Origin of the sequence: Streptomyces sp. NBC_00878 (assembly GCF_026341515.1) — a bacterium.
GTDB lineage: Bacteria > Actinomycetota > Actinomycetes > Streptomycetales > Streptomycetaceae > Streptomyces.
Genome location: NZ_JAPEOK010000001.1, coordinates 5490248 through 5513726, shown reverse-complemented (window position 1 = coordinate 5513726; position 23479 = coordinate 5490248). Strand labels below are relative to the sequence as shown.

Below are 23479 nucleotides of genomic sequence, written 5' to 3'. Positions count from 1 at the left end.
CGCTAGGCGGACGCGCGTGCGAGGGCGCAGCCGCGAGGTGAACGATGAGTGAACCCGGGACGTCCGCAGGGGAGTCGAGGCAAAGGGGAGGTAAGGGAAACCTAAGTTGACGGGCTTAATCGACCCTGCCCAAGATCTCCAAATCCGGCGGCTAACCTTACGTGTCCGTCCTGGCCAGGGATTGACGGAACCAACTCATGCGAAGGGTTGCGCACATGGGCATTCTCACCCGCCTGCGGAATGCGTTCGGAAAGTCACGCAAGGGGGACGCTGCCGCTGCTGCCGCCACCCCTGCCGCCGAGCCGAGCGTGCCGGCGGCCCGACAGGAGACGGCTCCCGAGCCGGTGCCTACGGCAACTGAGCCGAGCCCGTCGACCGAACCGGCTCAGCCGACTCGGCCGACCCAGCCGGAGGTCTCGGTACCGGCCCCCACCACCGAGCCCAAGGCATCAACAACGTCAAAGGCGTCACCAACGTCAACGGCGTCAAAGGCATCAGCGGTGGAAGACCTGGTGTCGGCGGCCTTCGACAATGTGACGGTCCCCAAGCAGTCGTCGCCGACGGCCGAACGGGAAATCGAGGCCGAGCCGGTTGCCGAGGCGACGGCCGAGCCGGTGGCCGAGCCGGTGGCCAAGGCTGAGCCGGTCGTGGAGGCCGAGCCTGTGGTGGAGGCGAAGGCTGAGCCGGTGATCGAGGCTGAGCCGGTCGTCGAGACCAAGGCTGAGCCGGTGGTCGAGACCAAGGCTGAGCCGGTCGTCGAGACCAAGGCTGAGCCGGTCGTCGAAGCCGAGCCGGTCGTGGAAGCCAAGGCCGAGCCCGTGGTCGAAGCCGAGCCGGTCGTCGAGCCCGAGCCCGAGGTGAAGCCCGAGCCCGTCGCGGAGGCAGAGCCGGAGGCCAAGGCCAAGGCCGAGCCCCTGGTCGAAGCCGAGCCGAAGGCCGAGACCGCGCCCGAGGCCGAGTCCGAGCCGGTCGTCGAGGCCGAGCCGGTGGTCGAGCCTGAGCCCGTCGCCGAAGCCGAGCCCGAGCCTGTTGCCGCTGACGTGACACCGGAGCCGGAGCCGGAGCCGACGCCAGAGCCTGTGGTCGAGCCCGAGCCTGAGCCCGTCGTGGCCGAGGTCGCACCGGAGCCCGAGCCGGTCGTCGCCGAGGTCACGCCCGAGCCCGAGCTCGTTACCGCACAGGCACAGGCACAGGCACAGGCGCAGGCGCAGGCGGAGGCGGACGAGCCCGCGGCCGAGCCCACCCCGGCCCCCCTCCCGGCGGAGCCCATCGGCGGAGCCGAGTCCGAGGAAACGGCCCCCGCCACCACCCTCGCCAAGGTCAAGGCCCACGCCCCCGGCCTCCTCACCGCCTACAAGGCCGCCACCTCCACCCTCGAAAAGCACAACCTCACCGGCACCCGAGCCAAGGTCTACCTCGTCCTGGACCGCTCCGCCTCCATGCGCCCGTACTACAAGGACGGCTCCGCCCAGGCCCTCGGCGAGCAGACCCTCGCCCTCGCGGCCCACCTGGACCCCGACACCACGGTCCACGTCGTCTTCTTCTCCACCGAACTGGACGGCACCGGCGAACTCGCCCTCGCCGACCACGAGAACAAGATCGACGAACTCCACGCCGGCCTCGGCCGCATGGGACGTACGAGCTACCACGCCGCCGTACAGGAAGTCCTCACCCACCACGAGAAGTCGGACGCCCCCACGTCCCCAGCCCTCGTGATCTTCCAGACGGACGGCGCCCCCGACGCCAAGACCCCCGCCACCCAGTCCCTCGCCGACGCGGCGAAGAACCACCCCGGCGTCTTCTTCTCGTTCATCGCGTTCGGCGAGCACGACAACAAGGCCTTCGACTACCTCCGCAAGCTCAAGACGGACAACACCGCCTTCTTCCACGCGGGCCCGACCCCGCGCGAGCTCACGGACACGGAGATCTACGAGGGCGTACTGGCGAACTGGCGCCCGTAGACCCACGTAGCCCCACAGAAGCAACCCACAGAAACAACCCACAGAAACAACCCGCAGGAACAACCCACGGGAACAACCCTCAGCCACGACCCACCGGGCCGCCCGCTTCCACCCCATAAAAGGGGGAGCGGGCGGCCCACCCGTGTCGGCTACGATTTCAAGGTTCGTAAGACGGTCGACGATCGAAGCACCACCCACCGAAAACCGTCACCCCATGTAACGACCCGGGAGCAGCCCGCAATGGCTCGACACCTCATCACCAGCGCCCTTCCGTACATCAACGGGATCAAGCACCTGGGCAACATGGTGGGGTCCATGCTCCCGGCGGACGTGTACGCCAGGTACCTCCGCCAGCGCGGCCACGACGTGCTCTACATCTGCGCGACGGACGAGCACGGCACCCCGGCCGAACTGGCGGCGAAGGAGCAGGGCCTCCCGGTCGACGAGTTCTGCGCCCAGGCGCACGACGCCCAGAAGGCGGTCTACGACGGCTTCGAGCTGGCCTTCGACTACTTCGGCCGCAGCTCGTCCCCCCAGAACCGCGAGATCACCCAGCACTTCGCCCGCCGTCTGAACGAGAACGGCTTCATCGAAGAGCGGGCGATCCGCCAGGTGTACTCCCCGGTGGACGGCCGCTTCCTCCCGGACCGCTACGTCGAGGGCACCTGCCCCCACTGCGGCTACGACAAGGCCCGCGGCGACCAGTGCGAGAACTGCACCCGCGTCCTGGACCCGACCGACCTGATCAACCCCCGCTCGGCGATCTCCGGTTCGACGGAGCTGGAGGTCCGGGAGACGAAGCACCTCTTCCTCCTCCAGTCGAAGCTCCAGCACGAGGTGGAGGAGTGGGTGGCGCGTACCTCCGAACAGGCTCCGGAGTGGCCGCAGCTGGCCTCCTCCATCGCCCGCAAGTGGCTGAACGAAGGCCTGCACGACCGCGCGATCACCCGTGACCTCGACTGGGGCGTCCCGGTCCCGGCGGACACGTGGCCGGAGCTGGCGGCCGAGGGCAAGGTCTTCTACGTCTGGTTCGACGCCCCGATCGAGTACATCGGCGCGACGAAGGAGTGGTCGGACAAGGACCCGGAGAACCGCGACTGGAAGTCCTGGTGGTACGAGGCGGACGCCGGCGAGAACCCGGTCCGCTACACGGAGTTCATGGCGAAGGACAACGTCCCCTTCCACACGGTGATGTTCCCCGCCACGGAGCTGGGCGTCCGCGAACCGTGGAAGAAGGTCGACTACGTCAAGGCCTTCAACTGGCTGACGTACTACGGCGGAAAGTTCTCCACGTCCCAGAAGCGCGGCGTCTTCACCGACCACGCCCTGGAGATCCTCCCCGCCGACTACTGGCGCTACTTCCTGATCGCCAACGCCCCGGAGTCCGACGACTCGTCCTTCACCTGGGAGCACTTCACGGCCACGGTGAACAAGGACCTGGCGGACACCCTCGGGAACTTCGTCAACCGAGTCCTCTCCTTCTCGAAGAAGCGCTTCGGCGAGGAGGTCCCGGCGGGCGCGGAGGCGGGCGGCCCCGAGACGAAGCTGGGCGAGGAGATCGCCGCCCTTCTCTCGGAGTACGAGACCCAGATGGAGGCCCTCCAGTTCCGCAAGGCGGCGACCGCCCTGCGCGCCCTGTGGTCGGCCGGCAACTCCTACCTGGAGGAGAAGGCCCCCTGGCTGGAGATCAAGACCAACCCGGACGGCGCGGCCCTCACCCTCCGCACGGCGATGAACCTCATCCACCTCTACGCGGTGGTCTCGGAGCCCTTCATCCCGGCCTCGTCCAAGGCGATGCGCGCAGCCTTCACCCTGCCGAACGACACGGCGACCTGGGTGACGGCGGACGGGGCCAAGTCCCTGACCTTCCTCCCCGCGGGCACCCCCTTCACGGTCCCCCCGGTCCTCTTCGCCAAGATCACGGACGAGGACGTGGAGTCGTACAAGGAGCGCTTCGGCAGCGCCCCGGAGTAACCGCCTCCTACGTCGTCGACGTCAGTACGCCGATCTTGTCGATGCGGTGTTCGGGGTTGCCCCGGTCGTCGCGCCAGAAGTTTCCGGCCGCGTTGTCCTCGGGGGTCGCGCACGTGGAGATGGTGATCATGGCCTGGGTGGGGGTCCTGCCCGGGAAGCCCGGAACCGCCGCCCGCTGCTCGGCGAGTGAGCGCTCGGAGCGGAAGGAGGTCTCCCTGGTGCCGGTGATCTCGTACTCGTACACCGTGCCGCCGGACGTGACGACGACCGAGTCGCCCTCGTCGAGGGCCGGAAGGTCGCGCAGCGGGCCGTCGGCGGACAGACGGTGGGCCGTGACGAGATAGTTCCCGACCTCACCGGGCCCGACCCCACCACGACTCCCGTACGGGCTGGCCCCGACGCCACGGTTCTGTATCCGCGTGCCCGGCCAGTCGTCGGTCGTCCCCTCGTACGGCACGACGCGCAGCTCCTTGAGCCCGATCGCCGGAATGGCGAGCAGGGCGGTCCTGGTCCGGCTGTCGCTCTCCGATGGAGCCGGGCTGGCGGAGGACGTGTCCGGGGCCGGAGTGACGGGAGCCGTCGGTACCTGGGCCGTCCCGGAGGAGTCCCGCGGAGGCTTGACAGAGGTGTCCGTGGACACGGTCTCGCTGGAACAGCCCGGCAGCACCAGGAGCAGCACGACGACAGCGCCTGCGAGCGCGCCGGAAACTACTCGGGAACGGGACATGGCACCCAGGATCGACAGCCGTGTCTCGGGACCGGCCACCACGCATGGAGGCCGGGGCCGACTCGTACACAAGAACGACCAGAACGGACCGGGTGTTCCCGAGCCGACGCCAGAACGCCCTCGCCCGCCCGCCCGCCCGCCGAACGGACCGGGCGACCGGGTCCGCTACGGACCCACACAGGCCGACGTTGCCGTCAGCTCTCAGTGAAGAGCTGCGCCGCCTCGGTCGCGTGCACCGCTCGCTGCGCCCAGAGTTCGAGTTCGTCGAGGTCCGTGCACGTGCGAACGCGCACGCGTACCGAGTCCGGGACCTCGATGCCTCGCCACTGAAGGATGTTCAAGGTCATCTCGGCGCGGTCCTCGATGCGTCCCTCTTCGCGCCCTTCCTCACGTCCTTCCTCCCGCACCTTCTCGGCAACCTCGTGCCGGAAGAAGTAGTTGATCGCCGTCATCAGGTCCCTCCAGATCTGCTGCGCCTGGGGGTCGACCAGGCATGACTCGGTGAACTGCGCGAGGACCGCCGCGGTGTCGGGGTCGATGGTCCGCAGAGCGGCTGCCAGGCTCTCCAGTATGGCTGCGGACTGCGGGCCCCTGCCATGTGTCATCGCCGAGAACGCGGCGAGCGGCACGTCCTGTGCGGCCTCGCGTTCGTCCGTGATCAGCGGCACATTGTCCGGGCCCAGAACCAACGGCCGCAGGGTGAGCGAGTTCCAGACGGGCAGCCCGAACCGGATGGGCCGAGCCGCCCAGCGAGCTGTGGCACTGGTCTGGGTCAGCACGATCAGGATCGGCTCGCAGCGGTACTTCGCGTACAGGTACGAGAGGTAGTAGGCCCAGCTGCCTCGCTTTCCCTCGTCCACCTTCCCCTGTGCCTCGACGACCAGGAGGTATGTCCCCACGTCCGTCTCCACCCGTAACAGGGTGTCCACCCGCCGTTCGACGGGCTCGATCTCCGTGAGGTCCGCGTTCAGGATCGCGATATCCCTGGGTTCGGGGAACGGGATGTGCAGTACGCGTTGAAGTGTGCGGGTGAGCAGCGCGGGATCCTTCTGGAAGATCCGGTGCAGGGCCTCGTGCGACGAGCTGACCATCGGGTCTCCTTTCTTTGTCGGCGTGATCAACGCGCTACGCGGCGCCAAGGTCACACCACACGTACTTGCCCCTGTCAGTGCCTCTGGCCAGCGGGTGCCAGCCCCAGACGTCGGCGCAGGCCTGGACGAGGGTCAGGCCTCGGCCCGTTTCCGAGTCCAGGGAGGTCTGGTCCAACGCCGGTGCGGGGTCGGGGGGTTCGGGGTTCGCGTCCCACGCTCCGATACGGAGGACTCCGTCGCGCCAGCGGAGGCGTAGGGCGGCGGGGCCCTTTGTGTGGCGTACGGCGTTGGAGATCAGCTCTGTTGCGAGGAGTTCGGCGACGTCCGTGAGGCGGATCAGGCCGTGGATCGTGAGGATGAGGCGGAGGGTTCGGCGGCAGACCGTCACCGCGCGGGGGTCGTGGGGGATGTCGAGCGTGTATTCCCAGGGTTCGGTGGCGTTTTGCGGCATGCGTGAACTCCGGTTCAGGTGTGGGGAGTTGGAGGTCTGCTGCGGGTGGCGGGCGGTGGCTGTGTCACGGCCGTCATGGCAGGACGGAGTGGTGCGCTTCCGGAGGTCCCGAAGTTCCGCAACGTGTGCGTCGCATCACCGACAGTAGAGACCAAAATTGGTCTCACGCAACCTGCTGTCGTAATCTGCCCCCGAACGAGGCACCCTTCCAAGGCCGTTGAGACGAGGAGAAACCCATGGCTCGGAGGCGGCAACCCACCGCGCGCCAGATGCGTCTCGGCGCCGAATTGCAGAGGCTGCGTGAGGCCGCAGGGCTCAAGGGACGCGAGGCCGCCGCGGCTCTGGGAACGGACTCGGCACGGTTGAGTCAGATCGAGTCCGGGGTCGTGGGCATGAGCGAGAACACTGTTCGTCGGCTTGCCGCCAACTACGCCTGCACCGACGAGGAGTTGATCGAGGCGCTGGTAGCGATGGCAACCGACCGGACGCGCGGCTGGTGGGAGAAGTACCAGGGCATATTGCCGGTTTCATTCCTGGACATCGCCGAGTTGGAGCACCACGCCACCTACCGGTTCGATGTCGAGTTCCTGCACGTCCCCGGCCTCTTCCAGACGGAGGATTACGCTCGCGGCCTCTTCTCGTACCGCGTTCCCGAACTCCCCCACAACGACCTGGGGTTGCGCGTGACCCACCGCATGGATCGCAAGGTGATCATCACTGGCCCCACGCCCATCCCCTACGAAGCAGTGATCCACGAGGCCGCTCTCCGCATCAGAGTCGGCAACCGAACCGCCGCACGAACTCAGCTCACCCGCATCCTGGAACTCTCCGAAGCGGATCACATCACCGTGCGCGTCATCCCTTTTGACCTGGACGACTTCGGCGGAGCCTGGAGCTCAATGACGTACGCGGGTGGCGCCGTACCCAAACTGGATACGGCGCTTCGCGATACAGCCCACGGCACGGCCTTCATTGATTCCGAAGCACAACTCGGCGCCTTTCGAACGCTCTTCCGTAAAGTGGAGGCAGTGTCACTCGAACCCGAACGGTCTCGTGACTTCATCCGCAGACTGACCAAGGAACTGTGAGGCGCGCCGTGACCACCCCCGGCAACTGGCAGAAGTCGTCCTTCTCAGGCGGCGCCGACGGCAACAACTGCGTCGAACTCGCCTCCACCCCCCACACCATCCACCTCCGCGAGAGCGACGCCCCCTCCATACAGCTCGTCACCACCCCCACCCCCCTCGCCCACCTCCTCCACGGCATACGCTCCGGCAGCCTCGGCGGCGTATGAAAGTGGCCCGGGACGCCAAGGATGCTGTTGGCGAATCCGCCGGGCGCAGTAATTGTCGCGGGAGTCCCAGCGACACGCCGGGTTTACGGCGTGTCGCTGGGACTCACGGCCCACTTGCCGGAGGTCTGACGGGATTCGCCAACAGCATCCGCCAAGTCCCGGGCCACTCGCACGCCTTCAGTGGGGCGGGGTCAGGAGAGAACCCCAGCCCCCGTCGTGCCCAGCAGCTCCGCCGACAGGGTCTTCGCCGAGGTCTGGAGGCCCGCCGTCAGGGTCGGCGTCCAGTTCACGGTCGTCTTGATCTTCTTCGAGTTCGCCGCGTTGTATGCGGCGACGAGGTCCGTCGACGTGCCGTTGACGAGGTTGCCCGTGCCGGCGACCGAGCCGGTTCCGTCGCCGCTCAGGAGCTTCGCGACCTTCGCGCCGGACGGGAGCGTCCAGGAGTTGTGCTCCGCGACCACCTGGGCCTTGGCGCGGGAGTCGAGGCTGTACTTGGGGGCGTACCCGTTGAGGGTCGTCGTGTCGTACACGTTGTTGTAGAGGTGGATCTGGCCGATGCGGGCCAGCGGGGCGCGCTGGGTGATGCCCTTCCACACGTTGTGGTGGATGGAGACGCGCAGCTTGCCGACGCTGTCGGTGTCGCTGCTGCCGATCAGCATCGTCTTGTCGTGGTTGGTGAACTGGTTGCGCTCGACGGTCACCAGGTCCGAGCCGTTGGTGATGTCGAGGGCGCCGTCGTGGATCTGGTACTTGCGGCCGAAGTACGTCTGCTCGGACTTGTCGAAGAACGGCGCGTCGCTGAACGTGTTGTGGTCCGCCCACACATGCGTCGCACCGCGCAGCGACACCGAGTCGTAGTTCGAGTTCCACTCGCCCAGGGAACCGTCCGTCGGGTCCCACTGCGGGAAGCAGTCCTCGGTGGCGGTGAGGGCGAGGTTGCGGATGATGACGTTGTCGACGTCCTGCACCTGCAGACTGCCGCCGGTGATCCCCGCCTTGGTGCCCGGGACGCCGACGATGGTGGTGTTGGCAGGCACCCTGAAGACGATGTTCTTCTTCTGCTTGGTCTGGGCGGCCGCGCGGGCCTTCTCCTGCGTGCCCGAGGGAGCCTTCTTGCCGTACGTGGCCGGGTCGAACGCCTTCAGATACGCGGACAGCGAGTACCCCGTGCCGGAGGCGTAGTCGGCGCAGGTCAGCTTCTTGCCCGCGTTGTCCGTGTTCGCGTCGATCGTGCCCTTGATCTTGATGATCTTCGGGGTGGAGTTGGTCGCCGCGCCTAGCGCCTTCACCAGCTCGGCGCGGGTGCTGACGGTGAGGGTGTGCGCGGCGTCGGCCGTCGAACCGCCGGTCGTGCCCGAACCGGAGGCCGCCCAGCCGTCCTTGGCGGGCAGCGCCTGGTGAGCCAGGTCGACGGCACCGGCGTTCGCGTTCATCACGAAGGGGACGGCGCCGAGACCCGCGGCCGCCACGGCAGCGGCGGAGAGGAGAGCGGTGCGCCGCTTGCGGAGGGACCTGCGGTGGGAGGGGGATGCCGGGGATGCCACGGATGAGTCCTTACGTGGTTCTGGTGGGGCTCGTGCGTTGCGTGGAGCCCCCGTGAACAGGGCTTCCGACTCATCTGTGGTCGCGGGATCCGGAAAGGTTGCCATGAGTTGTGGCCATGAGTTGTGGCCATGAGAGTCTTCGGGCGTCCGTCAGGGCACGGCGGGGCCCGTGATGAACCGGCCCTCGGTGTCGTACGGCCAGACGTTCGGCCTGCAGCCGTGCATGCCCTTGATCTGCTGCATCATCGCCGGGGCCGGTTGGCCCTTCCCGGGGCAGGTCACATGGCCGTGGCCGAGGAAGTGGCCGACCTCGTGGTTGATGATCAGCGCCCGGTAGGCGTTCACGTCGTCGGCGTAGACCGGCGTCGCCAGCGTCCACCGCTTGAGGTTGACCATGACGTCCTTGCCCACACTGCAGTTGACCTCGCCGCCGGTGTCCAGGCCGGACGCGCCGCAGATCCTGTCCACCGTTCCCGGGGTGGCGAGCCGTACGACGAAGTCGGCCGTACCGCTGGAGACGCGCCGGAACGCCGACTCGCCGTCGGCCGTCCAGCCGCGCGGGTCGGCGAGTATGCCCTCCACCTGACGGGCGACATCGGCGGGCGACTGCTTGAGGCCGTCCTCGACGAGGACCTTGTAGCTCATGACCCGGTCGCCCTGGCCCACGGTCCCGCTCTCGCCACCGGCCGTGGTGAACGTACCGGGACCCGACTCCGCCGTGGATCCCGAGGAGGACGAGGAGGACGAAGACTCATCGCAGGTCGCGGCCATGGCGGCGATCACCAACACGACCAGCGCGGCCAGGCCGCCGAGCACGGGTGAGGACCGCCCGGTCGAGGACGGTTTCGCGCGGCGGGCAGTTGAGTTCATGCCCAGCAAGAGTGAGTACGGCATGTGGTGGGATATCGCCCACGCGATAACGAAAAGATAACGCTCGATCAGTCGTTCGGGCTGCGCGATCGCCCCGCGACACGACCGGCCCGGTACACCGCATGCCGCCGCACCCCGGTACACCGCGTGCCGCCGTACCCCGGTACACCGCGTGCCGCCGTACCCCGGTACACCGCGTGCCGCCGTGGCGCGGCGCGCGGCGGACCGGGCAGGCATCAACTGGTCTTGTGGGCAACCGGCTCCGGCTCCGGTGTGGTCAGTCGCGTCCACCCCTCGTCCCAGATGAACGAGGTTCCGTTCGCGTCACCGTGCGTCTCCCAGACCCGGCCGGTCGTGGTCACCACCTTGATCCAGACGTCGCTCCCCACGTCGCCCTCCAGGGCCGAGATGGAGATGGCGCAGGCATTCCTGGGGAAGTGCGGATTGTCGGAGTCGGTGAGGTCCTGCCACTCGTAGGGGCTCACCGGGGGGACGCTCCGCCGCCCGGCGAACGCGGTCCCGCCGGTCAGCACGGCACTGAACTCCTCGTTGTCGCCCGGCAGGACCGAGTCGATGTCGGAGCACTCGTCCCGATTGCCCTGACGGCCCTGACGGCCGTCGCCACACGAGTCGTGACGCGCGGCGTCGTCGAGCGACGGGGCCCGCCCCTCCGCGTTCGGACGCTGCGAGTCCTGCGGACGCTGAGAGTCCTGCGGACGCTGCGAGCCGTTCTGCTGCGAGCCGTTCTGCTGCGAGCCGTTCTGCTGCGAGCCGTTCTGTTGCGAGCCGTTCTGCTCCCGCGGCTTCCTGCACTCGTCACTGGCCGACGCGCCGGTGACCGACGTACCGGTTCCCTGTGTGGCCGCCGCCGGATTCGCGATTCCGGCAAGCACGAGGGCGAGCGAGGCGACGGCCCCGCCGGCCAGCCACGCGGCGCGGGCGGGGAGGGGGCCGAGAAGGTACCTGGTCCTGGGTTCAGGACTCATACAGTGCTCCTTTTGATCCGAATGTACAGATGTACATATATACGAATACTCCGGAAGCGAGTTCGAGCTTCCTTAGCAAACATCGGATCGCGGACGCAACGACTGAAGGCCTCCTCCGTACGATCAACACATCGGCCGACACCCGATACCCCAATGGATTCCTGCGCGAAAGCGAATGGAAAACGGGCACGCGGCAAGCGACACCAAGGCGGACGCGGTCGGGTGGGTACGGTCTCCCGGGCCGAGCCGCCGGGAGTGGTGTTGCCGTGCGGCCGTCGATCTGCCTCCGCACGATCGCCGGGAACGAGGCAAGCGAGGCGGACCTCTTCGAACTATGCCTCGCGGCTGTCCGGAGCCCGCGGACACTTACGGTGCGCTTACGGTGGCCCCGCCTGTGGCATGTCCACTATTCATCCGTATGGTTTCGCCATGGCAGTCCCCGAGGTCATCCCGATCGCCTACGAGCCGCGCCACCGCACCGAGGCCATCGGTCACTACGCGGAGGGGCAGTTCCTGGGGTCGGTCACGTACGCCTTCCCCGAGGGGTACCGGCCCGACGACGGCTGGGAAGAGCACAAACGGCTCTACACGGTGCTCCACACCTTCGACGCCGACGGCCGCTACCGCGACTCGGACATCTGGTGCGCCGGTACCTGGGCCGAACAGCAGCGCGCCCCGCACGGCCCGGACTCGGTCCTCGCCCGAGCCCAGGCCCACCTGGCCAAACTCCTCAGAAGCCTCCCCCGGCGCCGCTACACGGACATCGCCATCCGCCCCTTCGGGCTCACCGTCGACGGCGTGCTGTTCGGCCTGTCGACCGGCGAGGACGAAGGGGGGCCATGGGCCGAGCTCTACCCGGACCGCCTGGGCTTCGGCCCGCCCTGGGACGGCCTGTACGAGACCTGATCCCGAGGCTGTAGGACCCCGGTGGGCCCCCGGTACGACCCCTATGGGCGCCGGCCGCCGCCCCCGAACCCTCCCTCCGGGGCCTCGCCCGCCGTTACCGTGGCGATCCGTTCGGCCGAGCCCAGGGAGCCCGAGGACGCCAAACCCCCGGTGCTGGTACCGGACTTCGTGCCGCCCGAGTAGATCGCGTACTCCTCGCCCTTCTTCACCGCGGAGGAGGAATGGACGACGTTCTGGATCGACTTCGAGGTGACGTACGTGGCGACGACCTTGCCGTCGGAGTCGACGACGTGGAGGGTCGTGCCCGCCGGGACCGCCGCGTCGAGGGTCGCGGAGAGCCAGCCCTGTTCTGAGTCGGCGGACGGGGCGACGGCCATGCCCGCGCTGCCGGCGGCCAGCAGCAATCCGCCGCTGATGCCGAAGTCGCCGTTGACGTCGAGGGCGCCGTTGCCGCCCTGCTGCGGGCCGTTGACGACGACCGTGCCGCCGGTGATCTCGGCGGTGCCGTTGGAGTCGAGGCCGTCTCCCTCGGAGTCGACCACCAGGGTGCCGCCGCTGACGGTCAGCTTGAAGTCGCCGACGTCCTCGCCGCCACCTCCGCCACCCGGGCCGCCGCCGAAGCCACCGCCGCCACCGCCACCCCCGGCATCCGAAGTCCCGGTACCACCGGCCGCGTTGATCCCGTCGTCGCTGGAACGGATCTCCACCGTGCCGCCGTTCACGGAGATGTCGGCGCCCTCCACGCCCTCGACCGCCGACGTGATCTTCAACGTCCCCTTGTCGACGGTCAGATCGCCCTCCGCGTGCGTCCCGTCGTCACCGCTCGCGGCCGTCACCTTCGCGCCGTTGACGTGCACCGCGCCGTCGCTGTGGACGGCGTCGTCGGAGGCGTCGACCGAGACGGTACCGCCCTCCAGGACGTTGATCACGCCCGCCTTCAGCCCCTTCGTGGACGCGTCGTCCGAGGGCTGCGTACCGCTTCCGCCGCCGCTCTCGACGGTCAGCGAGCCGCCGGTGGCGACCAGGTCGGTGGCCGCGTCGACCCCGTCGCCCTTGGCGGTCACCTTCACCGTGCCGCCGCCGACCGCGACGTAACCGGAGTCCTTGTCCTCGGAGTTGTCGGCCTTGAGCCCGTCGCCACCGGCCGTGACGGTCACCGCGCCGCCCTCGACGATCAGGTAGTCCTTGCCCCGGATACCGTCGTCGACGGCGTCGACCACGACCGTGCCGGAGGCGATCACCAGACCGTCCGTGCCGGCGATCCCGTCGTTTCCGTTGCCGCGCACGGTGAGCTTCCCCTCGCCCGTGACGGTGAGGTCGGCGGCGCTGTACAACGCGGCGTTCGCCTCGGCGTCATCGGCGTACGAGTCGGCGTCGCCGAGGGTGTTCTCGCTGCCGTCGGCGAGGATCACGACGGCCTCGTCCGCCTCGGTGACGTCGATCGCCGCACCGGAGGAGTGGGATATCTTCGCCCCGTCGAGCACCAACTTCACTTTCTGGTCAGGGGCGTTGACGACGATCTGCCCGTCGGAGAGGGTGCCGCTGATCCGATAGGTGCCGCCACCGGTGATGGTCACGGTGGCCCCCTTCACCGTCACCCCGTCACCGTCGGCCGAAGCCGAGTCGCCGTCGAGCTCGATCGCGACGGCGTCCGACTCGTCCCACTCGGCGTCGGAGTCCTTCGCGTGCGACTCCTTGTTGGCGGCGAGCACGGCGGCGGCGTCCTGACCCCCGTCCACGGCGGCCGCAGCCCCACTCGTACCGGAAGAGCCCGACGAGGAGCCGGAGTCGGAATCCGCGTCGCTCCCCGACGAACACCCGGCCAGCGCCGCCGTGGCGAGCACCAGCGAGGCGAGGGCACCGGCCGCCTTCGTACGAAACCGTCGTGCCGTCCGCGAGGACTTGCTCAGGTAGGTGTTCATGCGGGACTCCCGTCGAGCGCGGTCGGAAAGTGGCGCCGCAGTACGGGCAGCCAGCGGTTGGAGGGCAGGTCGGGACGGAGGGCGGCGAGCCCCGTGCCGTACTTCGACACGGGACAGGGCCGGTGCTTCAGCGACCAGAGCAGCCGGTCGGCACCCGAGCCCGCCCGGCCCGCCTTCGTCTCGACGATGGCGCGGTCCGGCGTCCGCAGCGCGGTCCCGTCGGGCAGCGTCCACACCAGATCCGTGTCGACGGTCAACCGGCTCCCGGTGGCCGGGAGGAAGAGCGTCGTACGCCGGTAGTACGTGGTCAGCGCGGGTACGAAACGGAGGCGCCCGGAGTTGATCCCGGCCTCGGCGAGCACGGTGTCCGCGTACGCGCGGGCGTCGGGTCCGAGCCGCCGGACGTCTCCCTCGTACGGGATGCGCTGTTTGACGGTGGTGCCGCGCGGGCCCCGCGTCTTGACCTCGAAGTAGTGCCGCCCGGAGTCGAGATACGTACGGATCCGCAGCTTGAACCGCCGTCGGCGGTGGCGGGCGGCGCCCAGGTACCCGTCCATCTCCGGGGTGTCGAAGTAGACGGACCGGTATGCGAACTCCCGTGTGCCGTCCACGTCCAGGACTCGCGTGTCCTCGTCGAGGCCGCCCAGGACGTGGGGCAACTCGGCGACCGGCAACATGTACTTGCGGTCCAGCCGGGTCAACAGCCCGGCCTGCGCGACGAGTTCGTCGAGCCCGATGGTCGGCAGCACGCCGAGCACGCGTGCGACGGGGTCGGGGGCTGTCATGCCCGCACTCCGCGCCCGCTGCGGGAGTCGTCCGTACGGGGGTCGTCGTCGGTACGGGACCCTGCGTGTTCGGGCTTGGCGGCCACCCCGGACACGGATGCGGACGTCGATTTGGGCGCGGACGCGGATGTTACGTACCGGACCTCGACGAGTGTCGTGTCGTTGACGAGGTCGATGCCCTTGACCGACAGGTTCAGCACCCGTCCGCCCAGCAGCACTTCGAGGTGGGCGCGCAGGGCCTGCTCGTCGGTGTACGCGGAGTCCAGGCGCAGTTCCCGCTGCCGGTGGCGGGGGTAGAGGCGGGGGTGGTCGCCGGCGTAGAGCGTGGCCACGACGAGCAGCATCAGCCCGGTGTGGAGGAGGTCGAGGGACTCGGACAGCCCGGTCAGCAGGCCGAGGGCCAGCGCGGAGAAGTAGTACGCGATCTCGTGCTGCGCGATCTCGTACGACCGGAGCCTGATGATCGACAGGACCCCGAAGAGCCCCATCCCCATGCCGATCCCGACCGATGTCGAGCCGAGCACCATCGCCACGGCGAGCACGCCGACGTTGACGCCGAGGAACGCGGCGACCAGGTCTCTGCGGTGGTGGCGGGGGAAGTAGACCACGAAGGTCAGGACGGAGATGGCGACCAGATCGGCGACCACGAGAAGCAACCGGTCCATGTCAGGCGTCTCCCTCGGATCTACCGTCGACTGCGATGAATGGGCTCATGCCGACGACGATCGAGGGTCTCCCTGTGAGCCGCCTTTGCCACCCCTTAAGGGAACTTGAGAAGTAGAAAACCCAAACGACGGGTGAACTCAGCCGGTTGTGTCCGCGCCCCGAGCGCGGACGTGATGGAGGAGGGCGACGAGGCCGAGCTGGTCGACGGCTATCACGTGGGTGGGCTGGTCGCTCTCACGGATCAGCAAGGTGTGGAGGGCAGCGGCAAGTTCCACGCATTCGTTGCCGTCGGCGCCGCCGGAGAACGAGGACTTCTGCCAGTGGAGGGACTGCGCCATGGGATGCCTCACAGGTCCTTCGCCAAACGGTGGATGAAATCCCGGGACTTCACGGTGCCGAGGGATACCGACTCCACCTTACGAAAGAGCGTCTGATGCGAACTGGCTCCGGCGGCGTGAACCTCGGCCCGGACGCCCGTGGCGGGCACTATGTAGATTGAATCTACGTAGATTCAATCTACATAGACTCCCCATCGCGACGCCCTACCGGGGCGAGACCTCGTGCGGGCGGCCGCCCCCGGCTGTGCTCGCGCTCGTGTGCAGGTCCGGCAAGGCGGCGGAGCGAACGTCGAGGTCGAAGGCCGTGCGGGCCGCGTGGATGTGGTGCATGCCCTCCAGGGCCGTGCGCGTCACCACCGCGTACTCGGCGGGGGTGCGGGCCGTGGCGAGTTGGTGCCGGGCGGTGCGGTGGCGCTCGGCGGCGGCCGACAGCTCCCGGGCCGCGGTCCTGTCTGCCCCTGCCCGCGCCCTCACATCGGAGGCGGACAGGCTGCCGCCGAGCCGTACCACCCAGCGGTTTGCCTCGGCCTCCGCGTCCAGGTCGGACATGGTGGCCGCGCCCTTCGACCGCCGCCGCACGATGGCCGCGACCACCGCCCCGGCGATCAGGAACAGTGCGAGCAGCGTGAACCCCATGGCTTCCTCCGGCGCTTTCGGTACCGGGCGGGGCCATCACACCCCGCCACAGTTCCCATCACACGCCCCGCCACTGTGCGCTACCGACGAGAAGCCTGTGCGCCGGCTGCGAGTCCGAGCGCGGCAGGCGGCGACGCGCCTCGACCGCCGCCACCTGCACAAACGCCACCCGCACAGAGGTGGGCGGACCCGGATCCCACCGAACCGGGCCCGCCCCGTCATCAGCCGGCCGAAGCCGACGCGGAAGCCGACGCCGAAGCGCCCGGCTGTACCGCGTCGTCCGTGCCGTCGTGGGTCGCCTCCGGGTCGACGCCCATCGTGATGGTGCCGGTGACACCCTTCGCGATGCCGTTCTTCTTGTACTTGAGCTTGAGGAGACCGCCGGCCGTGCCGGACTGGTCGTAGATGGTGTCCTCGGTGAGCGTCGTGCGCTCGGTCGTCGACGTGGAGTACGGCTCGACCTCCGCGGACGCGAGCACCGACTCCTCGTCGAAGAAGAACTGGCCTGTGTGGCAGGTGTTGCCACCCTCGTAGCCGGCGTCCGTCCAGGTGCCGCTGACGTGCACCTTGGTGTGGATGTGGACGCAACGGCCCCGGTACCAGCCGGGGAAGACCGTCTTGAACGTGACGAAGCCCTGCTTGTCCGTCCGCCACGTGCCGCGCAGGTAGCGCTTGTCGTCGGTGGGCTCCTGGTGGCCCGCACCGCCGCCGCCACCCTCCGGCGGGGAGCCGGTCGGCGTACCGGTCGGAACATCCGTGGGCGTTCCGGTGGGCGGAGTGCCGCCACCGCCGCCGGTGGAGGAGTCCTCGTAGCCGGAGTAGAGGCCCAGCGCGTCACAGTGCCAGATGTCGACGGCCGCGTTTCTGATGGGCTTGCAGGTCTCGTTGTCGATCACCTTGAGGCGGAGGGTCAGCGGGATGCCCTCTCTGTCCTCGGTGATGTCCTGGCGGATCTTGTCCGCGTCGATGTAATACGGGCCCTCGGTGGTCTCCGACGTGAGCTTGTAGCACGTCTCCGAGGAGGTGGAGGTGGGGGAGGCGGTCGGCGACTTGCCCTTGGTCGTGCTCGTCTGGCCCGCGTTCGCGGTCGCGGCGACCGTGGCGCCCACGCCCACCGCGGCAACCGCCGCGCCACCCGCCATGACGACCTTGCGGCGCGTCACGTTCCGCTTGTGTTTCGGCCCTTGGGTCGTTTGGTTTCCCTGGCCTTCTTGGTTTTCCTGGTTTCCCGTCATGGACAGGGAAGCTAGGGAAGGAGACTGTCAGGGGCGTGGGCAGGGACTGTGGGTTGCTGTGCACATGGGGAACGTGGCGCGAATCGTTCGCAGGCCCCGGATCTCAACGGCTGCCGCGCGTCTGAGCGGCGCGGCGCGACAGATCGCGGACCAGGGCGGCGCGGTCCACGCGCCCGAGCGCGTCGGCGAGCCGGGTGAGCAGCTCGTCGGCGGTCTGCTCCCGCTCGGCGCCGGTCCCGGACAGGGTCGCGTGGTCCGCGATGCGCGCGAGGCAGGCGCGTACGGCCAGCTCGGCCGTGTCCCGCAGCCGGGGTTCCCGGATCGCGACGGTGACGTGCACGGACTCCGTGTCGAGGGTGCGTGTGTGGTGGGCGATGCCCTCAGGCAGATACAGCACCTGGCCGGGCCGCAGGTCCACGGTCTCGGCGCTCTCCAGGTCCTCGACGTAACCGGGGCTCCAGCCGTCCGGCTCGCGCGGCGTGTCGTACAGATACCAGCGCTTGGTCCCGGAGATCTGCACGACGAACAGGTGGCCGTCGTCGCGGTGGACACGCAGACCGTCCTCCCCCGCCCGTGTCCAGAACGCCACGGCCCCCGCTTTGGCCGAGAACAGCCGTGCCAGGCGACGGCACAGGTGTTGCGCGGGGCGGTGCCACTCGTGCAGGTTCTGTACGACCACGGTGGCCCCGGCGGCCAACTGGAAGCGGACCTTCGCCCCGTCCACGTAGCCGCCTCGGGGGTCGCCGGACACGTACATGACCCGGGTCAGCGCCTCGGGCGGCACCGGAGTGCCGCCGCGCATCGCGTTCAGCACCGGGTAGTGGAGCAGGCTGCAGTCCAGCCAGTCCTCCAGGTCCTGCCGGGACACGATCCCGGCGACATCCGGCGCGGCGTCGAAGACGGCGTGCGCCTCGCCCCAGGGCAGGTCGTCGGCGATACGGGGCTCGCGGCAGAGCAGTCGCAGTCCGTCCTGCTGGCCGTCTTGCCGCCCGTCCTGCTGGCCGTCCTGCTGGCCGTTCCGCTGGCCGTTCCGCTGCCCGTTCTGCTGCCCGTTCCGCTGCCCGGCGGTCTCCGTGCCCACGGGCTCGGTCGCCTTCTCGGGCACCCTCTCAGTCTTGGTCTCAGTCTTGGTCTCAGTCTTGGTCTCAGTCTTGGTCTCAGTCTTGGTCTCAGTCTTGGTCTCAGCCGTCGTCATCAGGCCTCCTCGTGGGATCGGGTGCGTACGGCGTCGTCGGCTCGGGAACCCGTAGTGCGTCCAGGAATCCCGCGGCGGACCCTGCCGCCCCGGTTCGGGCCAGCGCGCTCCGCAACAGCGCCCAGGCCTCCTCCCGGTCCGCCCAGCCATCGCCCTCACCACAGCTGTTGCCGTCGCCCTCACCACAGCTGTTGCCGTCGCCCTCAGCACAGTTGTTGTCATCGCCGTCGCCGAAACGGGCGTCGAGTTCGGCGCGGACGGCATCTCGCCAGGCGTAACCCGCGAGGTAGGAGCGCCAGTGCAGGACGCGGGTCTGCCGCAGCAGGAGGAGTTCCGGAGCCCAGCGCAGTCCGGTGCCGACGGCCACGGCCGACGCCGCGTCCAGCGCCTCGGCCGACGTACGACAGCCCGCGAGGTCCGCGTCGAGTGCCAGGTCGGCCGCCATCAGCCCGCGGCTGAAGCGCTCCTCCTCGGCGTAGAAGCGGGCGAGGGCTGCCGCGGTCTCCTCGTCGATTCCCAGCCGGGCGAGAAACGCGGTCGATCCCGCCAGGTGCTCCAGCAGCAGGGCCCAGCCCTCCGACCGCAGCGGATCGAACGTCCACCGTTCGACGAGCGGGGCGTCGGCCGGACGCAGCGCGTGCTCGGCGAGATGGGCCAGCTCGTGCTGCACGTACTGGACCGTCACCGGAGTGACCGCGGTCGGCAGGGACAGCAACGAGACCCCGGGCAGCCGTACGGGCATGACCATGGACGGGGTGTTCGGGCGCCGCAACACCTTCACCTGGTGGGCGAGCGGCAGCAGCCCGCACCGCCGCGCCGCCCCGACGAGCAGGGTGATGAGCTCGTTCAGCGGGGGCAACGGAGGCAGCGCCTCACCTGAGACCCCGTCGGACGCTTCGCCGGACGCTTCGCCGGGCGCTTCGTCGGACGGCCCGAGCAGCCCCTTGCCGAGCAGCAGCCAGCGCCAGTTGTACTCCGCGGTGGCGCTGCCGCGCAGCCCGGTCGGCCGGGCCCAGGCGGCGGCGAGCTCCGAGAGGTCCCGCACCGGGGCCGTCACCTCGGCGAGCCGCCGTACGGAGTCGTGGGGCAGCGGGAGCGCCGACTCGCCGCACCACCAAGGGAGTTCGGCGGCGGCGCGGCGCCGCTCGATCAGCCACCGCCAGACCTCATCGGTCAGCTCGCGGGCCTCGGCGCACCAGATCCCGTACGAGGCGCGTCGGCCGTCCTCGTCTGCCTCCAGGTCGAGTACGGCTACGGGGGCGGGCACGGGCTCCGTCTCGCCCAGCAGCTCGGCGACGAACCGGGTAAGGCCCATCTCGGCCAACTCACCGGCAGCCTCCCGGGCACGCCGTGCCGCCGGCACCGGGTCGCGGCCGGGGAGCCCGGCACGCGCCAACTGGAGATCCGCGAGCAGGTCCTCGACGTATACGACGGGTGCGGGTACGGGTACGGGCACACGTACGGGTTCGGACACTGGCACGGGTACGGACCAGGGCACAGGCACAGGCACAGGTACGGGCGCGGGCGCGGGCGCGGCGGCGGTCATGGCGTGGGCACCTCCTGGGGCCCGGTCGTCGACGTCGTGGGCCGGGTCGGTCCGGCGGGCGGGGCGGTGGGCGGTGCGGTCCCGGGGCGTACGGCCAGGGCGGCCACCCACAGTCCCGCGGCGCCGAAACCGGCGGCGGCGAGCGGCCAGGCGAGGGCGGCGCTGCCGAGGTCGCCGACGGCCAGCCCGGTCAGGATCAGGCCGCCACCGGTGAACACGCTGTTGAACAGTGAGGCCACGGACAGAACGGTGGCGCGGTGCCGGCTCTCGATCCGTTCGTTCATGGCCGCCCGCACCCCGGGCATGCACAGGCCGAACGCCGTGGAGAAGCACACGTAGCAGACGACCGAGACGGCCGGTTCCTTCACCACGGCGGCGCAGACGAGTGCGAGGGCGCCGACCGTCGAAGCGGTGACGATGACCGTACGGCGCGCGGACGCCCGGCGCTTCTGCAGGCTCAGGGTCCAGCCGAGCAACGGGATCTCCAGCAGGGAGCCGACGCTGCGCATCGCGCCGAGCACCAGGAGATTGCCGCCGACGAGTCCCTCGTACACCACCGTCCACTGGACGCCGGGGATGCCCCGGAACAGCCACAGGAGTGCGGCGGCGACGATCAGGGCGATCAGCACCTTGTCGCCCCGCAGAGTGAGCCGGGTCCCGGTCATGACCTCGCCGAACGATTCGCGCAGCCGTGGCGCGAAGGCTTCCCGGTGCCCCCGGATGCTGTTGGCGAATCCCGTCAGACCTCCAGCAAGTGGGCCCTGAGTCCCAGCGACACGCCGTAAACCCGGCGTGTCGCTGGGACTCACGCGACAATTACTTCGCCCGGCGGATTCGCCACCAGCATCCCCCGGGGCCGGGGGGCGGTCCGGGTCCGGGCGCCCGGGCATGAGCCGCAGGGACAGTACGGCCGCCACTGCGCAGCTCAGGCCCGCGACGATCTGGGGCAGCGCCAGGTCCAGCGTGCCCAGTGCGGCGCCGGTCAGCGTGCCCAGGACCAGGCCCGCGTTCTCGGCGATCTTTCCCTGGGCGAAGAGCCGGTCCAGGCCGCGCGGGTCCTTGGCCCCGGTCTCGTCCACGGCCCAGGCCTCCAGGGCGCCGGACGCGAAGGTGCCGCCCAGCGCGGAGAGCAGGACTCCGGCGGCAGCGACGTACACGCTGCCGCTGAAGAACAGGGCGCTGTAGCCGACCGCCCGCAGGACGAAGCTGATCGCGACCGAGGTGCGTCGGCCCAGCAGGTCGGCCAGGACGCCGGTGGGGATCTCGGAGACCCCTTCGACGATCCACACCGCGGCGATGAGGGCGAACACCGCGCCCGAACCCATACCCAGCGACTGCAGCAGCAGGACCGACGTGACGGTGAGGAGCATGTCGGCGAAGTAGTCGAGACCGGAGACCAGCAGATAGCCGCGGCGGACGCGGTTGACGCGGTCGGCGCGGTCGGCGCGGTCGGTTGGGTCCTGGTCGGCGGGGCGCGGCGGACCGGGGCTCGTGCTCTCGTGTTCCGGGCCGCGAGAGGTCCCAGAGGTCACTGGCGCTCGGCCCCGTCCACCACTCCGGCCGCCCCGTCCACCAGTCCCGCCCCGTCCACCAGTCCGGCGCCGAGCGCCTTGGCGTAGGTGGGCGTCGTGGCGACGTCCTCGGGGAGCGGTACGTCGGTGTCCCACAGCCAGCGCAGCGCGGCGACGGTGTCACCCGTGAGCCGGACCCGGCGGACGCGTTCCCCGGCCGGTGCCGAGACCGGGACCGAGATGACGGCGAGCGGCGCGGGACGGCGTTTGACCAGCAGCAGCGCCTCGGTCCACGGATCCACCGTGCCCCGCTCCCGCAGCAGCCTGCCGTACGCGGGGACGTCGAACGCGGCCTCGGCGGTCCAGGCGCCGGGCACCAGACGGGGGCGGTCGGGGGAGCCCGCGCGGGACGGGCGGGCGTCGGCCGTGATGCCGCCGAAGAGGTAGGCGTCCTCGAAGGCGAAAGCCTCGCCGACCCAGTCCTCCTGCCGGGCGATCCAGTCGGTGGCGCGCAGGAAACCGGCGAAGGCGGCCGACGCGGTGGCCGCGGGCGGGAACACGGACCCCGGCTGGGCAGGCCGCCGCTGCCAGAACTCACTGTCCAGGAAGGTGTGCAGGCCGTCCGCGCCGGTCCGGCCGTAGTACGCGAAGAAGGTGACCGGGAAGCTGACGTTCAGCACGTTGGCGACGGTCTTGCGGCGCCGGGCCTGCTCCATGTCGAAGCCCGGCCCGCTGGTGCCCTCGGCGACGACCGCCCGCTCGGCCGGGGGCAGCGCGTCGAGGAGTTCGGCCCGCCGTCCGGGGGTGGCGTTGAGGATGCGCCAGGTCGTGTCGGTCACCCGGACGTAGTCGAGAGCGGCTACTGAACCGACATCGAAGGTATCGGGGGTATCGGAGGTATCGGAGGTATCGAGGGTCGCTTCGCGGGTCATGAGGCGCTCCACCAGTGGCCGGCCCGGCGGGCGAATCGCCGTACGCTGTCGGTCAGTTCGTCGGCGGTCATGCCCTCCGCCTCGGCCATCACCGACCGCAGGTGGGGAGCGCGGGGGAGCAGCGCGTCGGCCAGTTCCCACACCTCGTCGCTGACCGGCCAGTCGTGCTTGTCGTCGACAAGGCGTACGCCGCCCTCGAAGCGCCGGACGAACGTGCCGCTCATATGCGCCTCGACGACCCGGTCCCAGGCGATGTCGTCGTCGCTCGGCAGCACCGGGGGCAGCCCGCGCTGGACCCGCAGTCCGTAGAGGTGGCCGACGTCGATGGTCATCAGGCAGTCGGCCCGTTCCGCGATCCGCGTCATCAGGGTGAGGATGTCCCGGTCGCCGACGACGAACGGATAGGGCGCGTTCTCGATGGTCAGGGGGCGGCCGATGACGTCCTGGGCGTGCTTGATCCGGTCCACCGCCCAGTCGACGGCCTCGTCGACGAGCGGCATGGGCACCAGCGACTCCAGCAGGGTCTCCCCCTCGCGGACCCACATCGCGAGGTCGATGTTGAGCCAGGGCGAGTTGAGTTCGTCGGCGCGCTCGCCGAGCAGGCGCAGCAGCCGGTCGTCGAGCGGGTCGGTGCCGCACACGTCCAGGTCCAGCGGGTGGAACAGCGCGTGCAGCCCGTGCCGACGGCAGAACTCCGCACAGCGCAGGGCGAGTTCCTGGTCCGTGGCGAGGACACCGACGCTGTACCAGGTGGCGGTGGAACCGAGCCTGGTCGCCGTCTCCTCGGCGATGTCCATGTCCTTGATCGAGTCACAGCTGAAGCAGATCCCGTGGACACCGGGCGGACCCGGTTCGGGGATCGGGGACCCTGTACTGACTGCTGTGGTCATATGGCCAGTGCCTGCCATG

22 protein-coding genes are annotated in these 23479 nt (G+C 69.6%); 5 read left to right on the top strand and 17 right to left on the bottom strand.

What is annotated here, in order from left to right; genetic code table 11:
* The first annotated feature begins 215 nt into the window (after positions 1 to 215).
* Positions 216 to 1961: a VWA domain-containing protein gene (locus tag OHA11_RS23725; RefSeq protein WP_266499420.1), complete on the top strand. Its 1746-nt coding sequence runs from the start codon at positions 216 to 218 to the stop codon at positions 1959 to 1961.
* Between the two features lie 240 nt (positions 1962 to 2201).
* Complete coding sequence (gene metG / locus OHA11_RS23720; RefSeq protein WP_266499417.1) at positions 2202 to 3935, top strand: methionine--tRNA ligase; 1734 nt, start codon at positions 2202 to 2204, stop codon at positions 3933 to 3935.
* A 7-nt stretch (positions 3936 to 3942) separates the two neighbouring features.
* Here the strand turns inward: metG and OHA11_RS23715 are convergent, their stop codons facing one another.
* From OHA11_RS23715 to OHA11_RS23705, 3 genes are all read right to left on the bottom strand, one after another.
* On the bottom strand, positions 3943 to 4662 hold the full coding sequence (locus OHA11_RS23715; RefSeq protein WP_266499416.1) for a class E sortase: 720 nt from the start codon (positions 4660 to 4662) through the stop codon (positions 3943 to 3945).
* A 194-nt stretch (positions 4663 to 4856) separates the two neighbouring features.
* The gene (locus tag OHA11_RS23710; protein ID WP_266499414.1) at positions 4857 to 5753 is read right to left on the bottom strand and encodes a hypothetical protein; all 897 of its coding nucleotides are present in this window, start codon (positions 5751 to 5753) and stop codon (positions 4857 to 4859) included.
* Positions 5754 to 5787: 34 nt separating this feature from the next.
* Entirely contained in the window at positions 5788 to 6204 is a 417-nt protein-coding gene (locus OHA11_RS23705) for an ATP-binding protein (protein ID WP_266499413.1), read from the bottom strand.
* A gap of 236 nt (positions 6205 to 6440) precedes the next feature.
* Here OHA11_RS23705 and OHA11_RS23700 point away from each other — a divergent pair, with 236 nt between their 5' ends.
* Together OHA11_RS23700 and OHA11_RS23695 are read left to right on the top strand one after the other, a co-directional pair.
* Positions 6441 to 7292 (top strand): helix-turn-helix transcriptional regulator, encoded by an 852-nt coding sequence (locus tag OHA11_RS23700; RefSeq protein ID WP_266499412.1) that lies wholly within the window; start codon positions 6441 to 6443, stop codon positions 7290 to 7292.
* A gap of 8 nt (positions 7293 to 7300) precedes the next feature.
* On the top strand, positions 7301 to 7498 hold the full coding sequence (locus OHA11_RS23695; RefSeq protein WP_266499411.1) for a DUF397 domain-containing protein: 198 nt from the start codon (positions 7301 to 7303) through the stop codon (positions 7496 to 7498).
* A gap of 191 nt (positions 7499 to 7689) precedes the next feature.
* On the opposite strand, the gene OHA11_RS23690 is transcribed toward OHA11_RS23695, so the two are convergent.
* From OHA11_RS23690 to OHA11_RS23680, 3 genes are all read right to left on the bottom strand, one after another.
* A complete protein-coding gene (locus OHA11_RS23690; RefSeq protein WP_266499409.1) occupies positions 7690 to 9042 on the bottom strand; it encodes a polysaccharide lyase family 1 protein in 1353 nt (450 codons plus the stop codon).
* A gap of 150 nt (positions 9043 to 9192) precedes the next feature.
* Positions 9193 to 9912: a DUF3152 domain-containing protein gene (locus tag OHA11_RS23685; RefSeq protein ID WP_266499407.1), complete on the bottom strand. Its 720-nt coding sequence runs from the start codon at positions 9910 to 9912 to the stop codon at positions 9193 to 9195.
* A gap of 236 nt (positions 9913 to 10148) precedes the next feature.
* Positions 10149 to 10898 (bottom strand): hypothetical protein, encoded by a 750-nt coding sequence (locus OHA11_RS23680; RefSeq protein ID WP_266499404.1) that lies wholly within the window; start codon positions 10896 to 10898, stop codon positions 10149 to 10151.
* A gap of 429 nt (positions 10899 to 11327) precedes the next feature.
* Here OHA11_RS23680 and OHA11_RS23675 point away from each other — a divergent pair, with 429 nt between their 5' ends.
* Positions 11328 to 11804 (top strand): hypothetical protein, encoded by a 477-nt coding sequence (locus OHA11_RS23675; protein WP_266499403.1) that lies wholly within the window; start codon positions 11328 to 11330, stop codon positions 11802 to 11804.
* A 41-nt stretch (positions 11805 to 11845) separates the two neighbouring features.
* Here the strand turns inward: OHA11_RS23675 and OHA11_RS23670 are convergent, their stop codons facing one another.
* The 11 genes from OHA11_RS23670 to OHA11_RS23615 form a co-directional block, all read right to left on the bottom strand.
* Complete coding sequence (locus tag OHA11_RS23670; RefSeq protein ID WP_266499402.1) at positions 11846 to 13726, bottom strand: carbohydrate-binding domain-containing protein; 1881 nt, start codon at positions 13724 to 13726, stop codon at positions 11846 to 11848.
* A complete protein-coding gene (locus OHA11_RS23665; RefSeq protein ID WP_266499401.1) occupies positions 13723 to 14511 on the bottom strand; it encodes a polyphosphate polymerase domain-containing protein in 789 nt (262 codons plus the stop codon). Before OHA11_RS23665 ends, OHA11_RS23670 begins: the two co-directional genes overlap by 4 nt.
* Positions 14508 to 15176, bottom strand: coding sequence for a DUF4956 domain-containing protein (locus OHA11_RS23660; protein ID WP_266499400.1), 669 nt, complete (start codon positions 15174 to 15176; stop codon positions 14508 to 14510). The genes OHA11_RS23665 and OHA11_RS23660 overlap by 4 nt, the downstream gene beginning before the upstream one ends.
* A 138-nt stretch (positions 15177 to 15314) precedes the next feature.
* On the bottom strand, positions 15315 to 15515 hold the full coding sequence (locus OHA11_RS23655; RefSeq protein WP_266499398.1) for a DUF397 domain-containing protein: 201 nt from the start codon (positions 15513 to 15515) through the stop codon (positions 15315 to 15317).
* A 204-nt stretch (positions 15516 to 15719) separates the two neighbouring features.
* A complete protein-coding gene (locus OHA11_RS23645; RefSeq protein ID WP_266499396.1) occupies positions 15720 to 16151 on the bottom strand; it encodes a hypothetical protein in 432 nt (143 codons plus the stop codon).
* A 221-nt stretch (positions 16152 to 16372) separates the two neighbouring features.
* Positions 16373 to 17386 (bottom strand): intradiol ring-cleavage dioxygenase, encoded by a 1014-nt coding sequence (locus OHA11_RS23640; RefSeq protein WP_266499395.1) that lies wholly within the window; start codon positions 17384 to 17386, stop codon positions 16373 to 16375.
* Positions 17387 to 17489: 103 nt separating this feature from the next.
* Entirely contained in the window at positions 17490 to 18491 is a 1002-nt protein-coding gene (locus OHA11_RS23635) for a cupin domain-containing protein (RefSeq protein WP_266499393.1), read from the bottom strand.
* Between the two features lie 76 nt (positions 18492 to 18567).
* Positions 18568 to 20127 (bottom strand): hypothetical protein, encoded by a 1560-nt coding sequence (locus tag OHA11_RS23630; RefSeq protein ID WP_266499392.1) that lies wholly within the window; start codon positions 20125 to 20127, stop codon positions 18568 to 18570.
* Positions 20124 to 21659: an MFS transporter gene (locus tag OHA11_RS23625; RefSeq protein ID WP_266499389.1), complete on the bottom strand. Its 1536-nt coding sequence runs from the start codon at positions 21657 to 21659 to the stop codon at positions 20124 to 20126. The genes OHA11_RS23630 and OHA11_RS23625 overlap by 4 nt, the downstream gene beginning before the upstream one ends.
* Positions 21656 to 22570: a hypothetical protein gene (locus OHA11_RS23620; protein ID WP_266499387.1), complete on the bottom strand. Its 915-nt coding sequence runs from the start codon at positions 22568 to 22570 to the stop codon at positions 21656 to 21658. The genes OHA11_RS23625 and OHA11_RS23620 overlap by 4 nt, the downstream gene beginning before the upstream one ends.
* Positions 22567 to 23460: a DUF692 family multinuclear iron-containing protein gene (locus tag OHA11_RS23615; protein WP_266499384.1), complete on the bottom strand. Its 894-nt coding sequence runs from the start codon at positions 23458 to 23460 to the stop codon at positions 22567 to 22569. Before OHA11_RS23615 ends, OHA11_RS23620 begins: the two co-directional genes overlap by 4 nt.
* Positions 23461 to 23479: the final 19 nt, after the last annotated feature.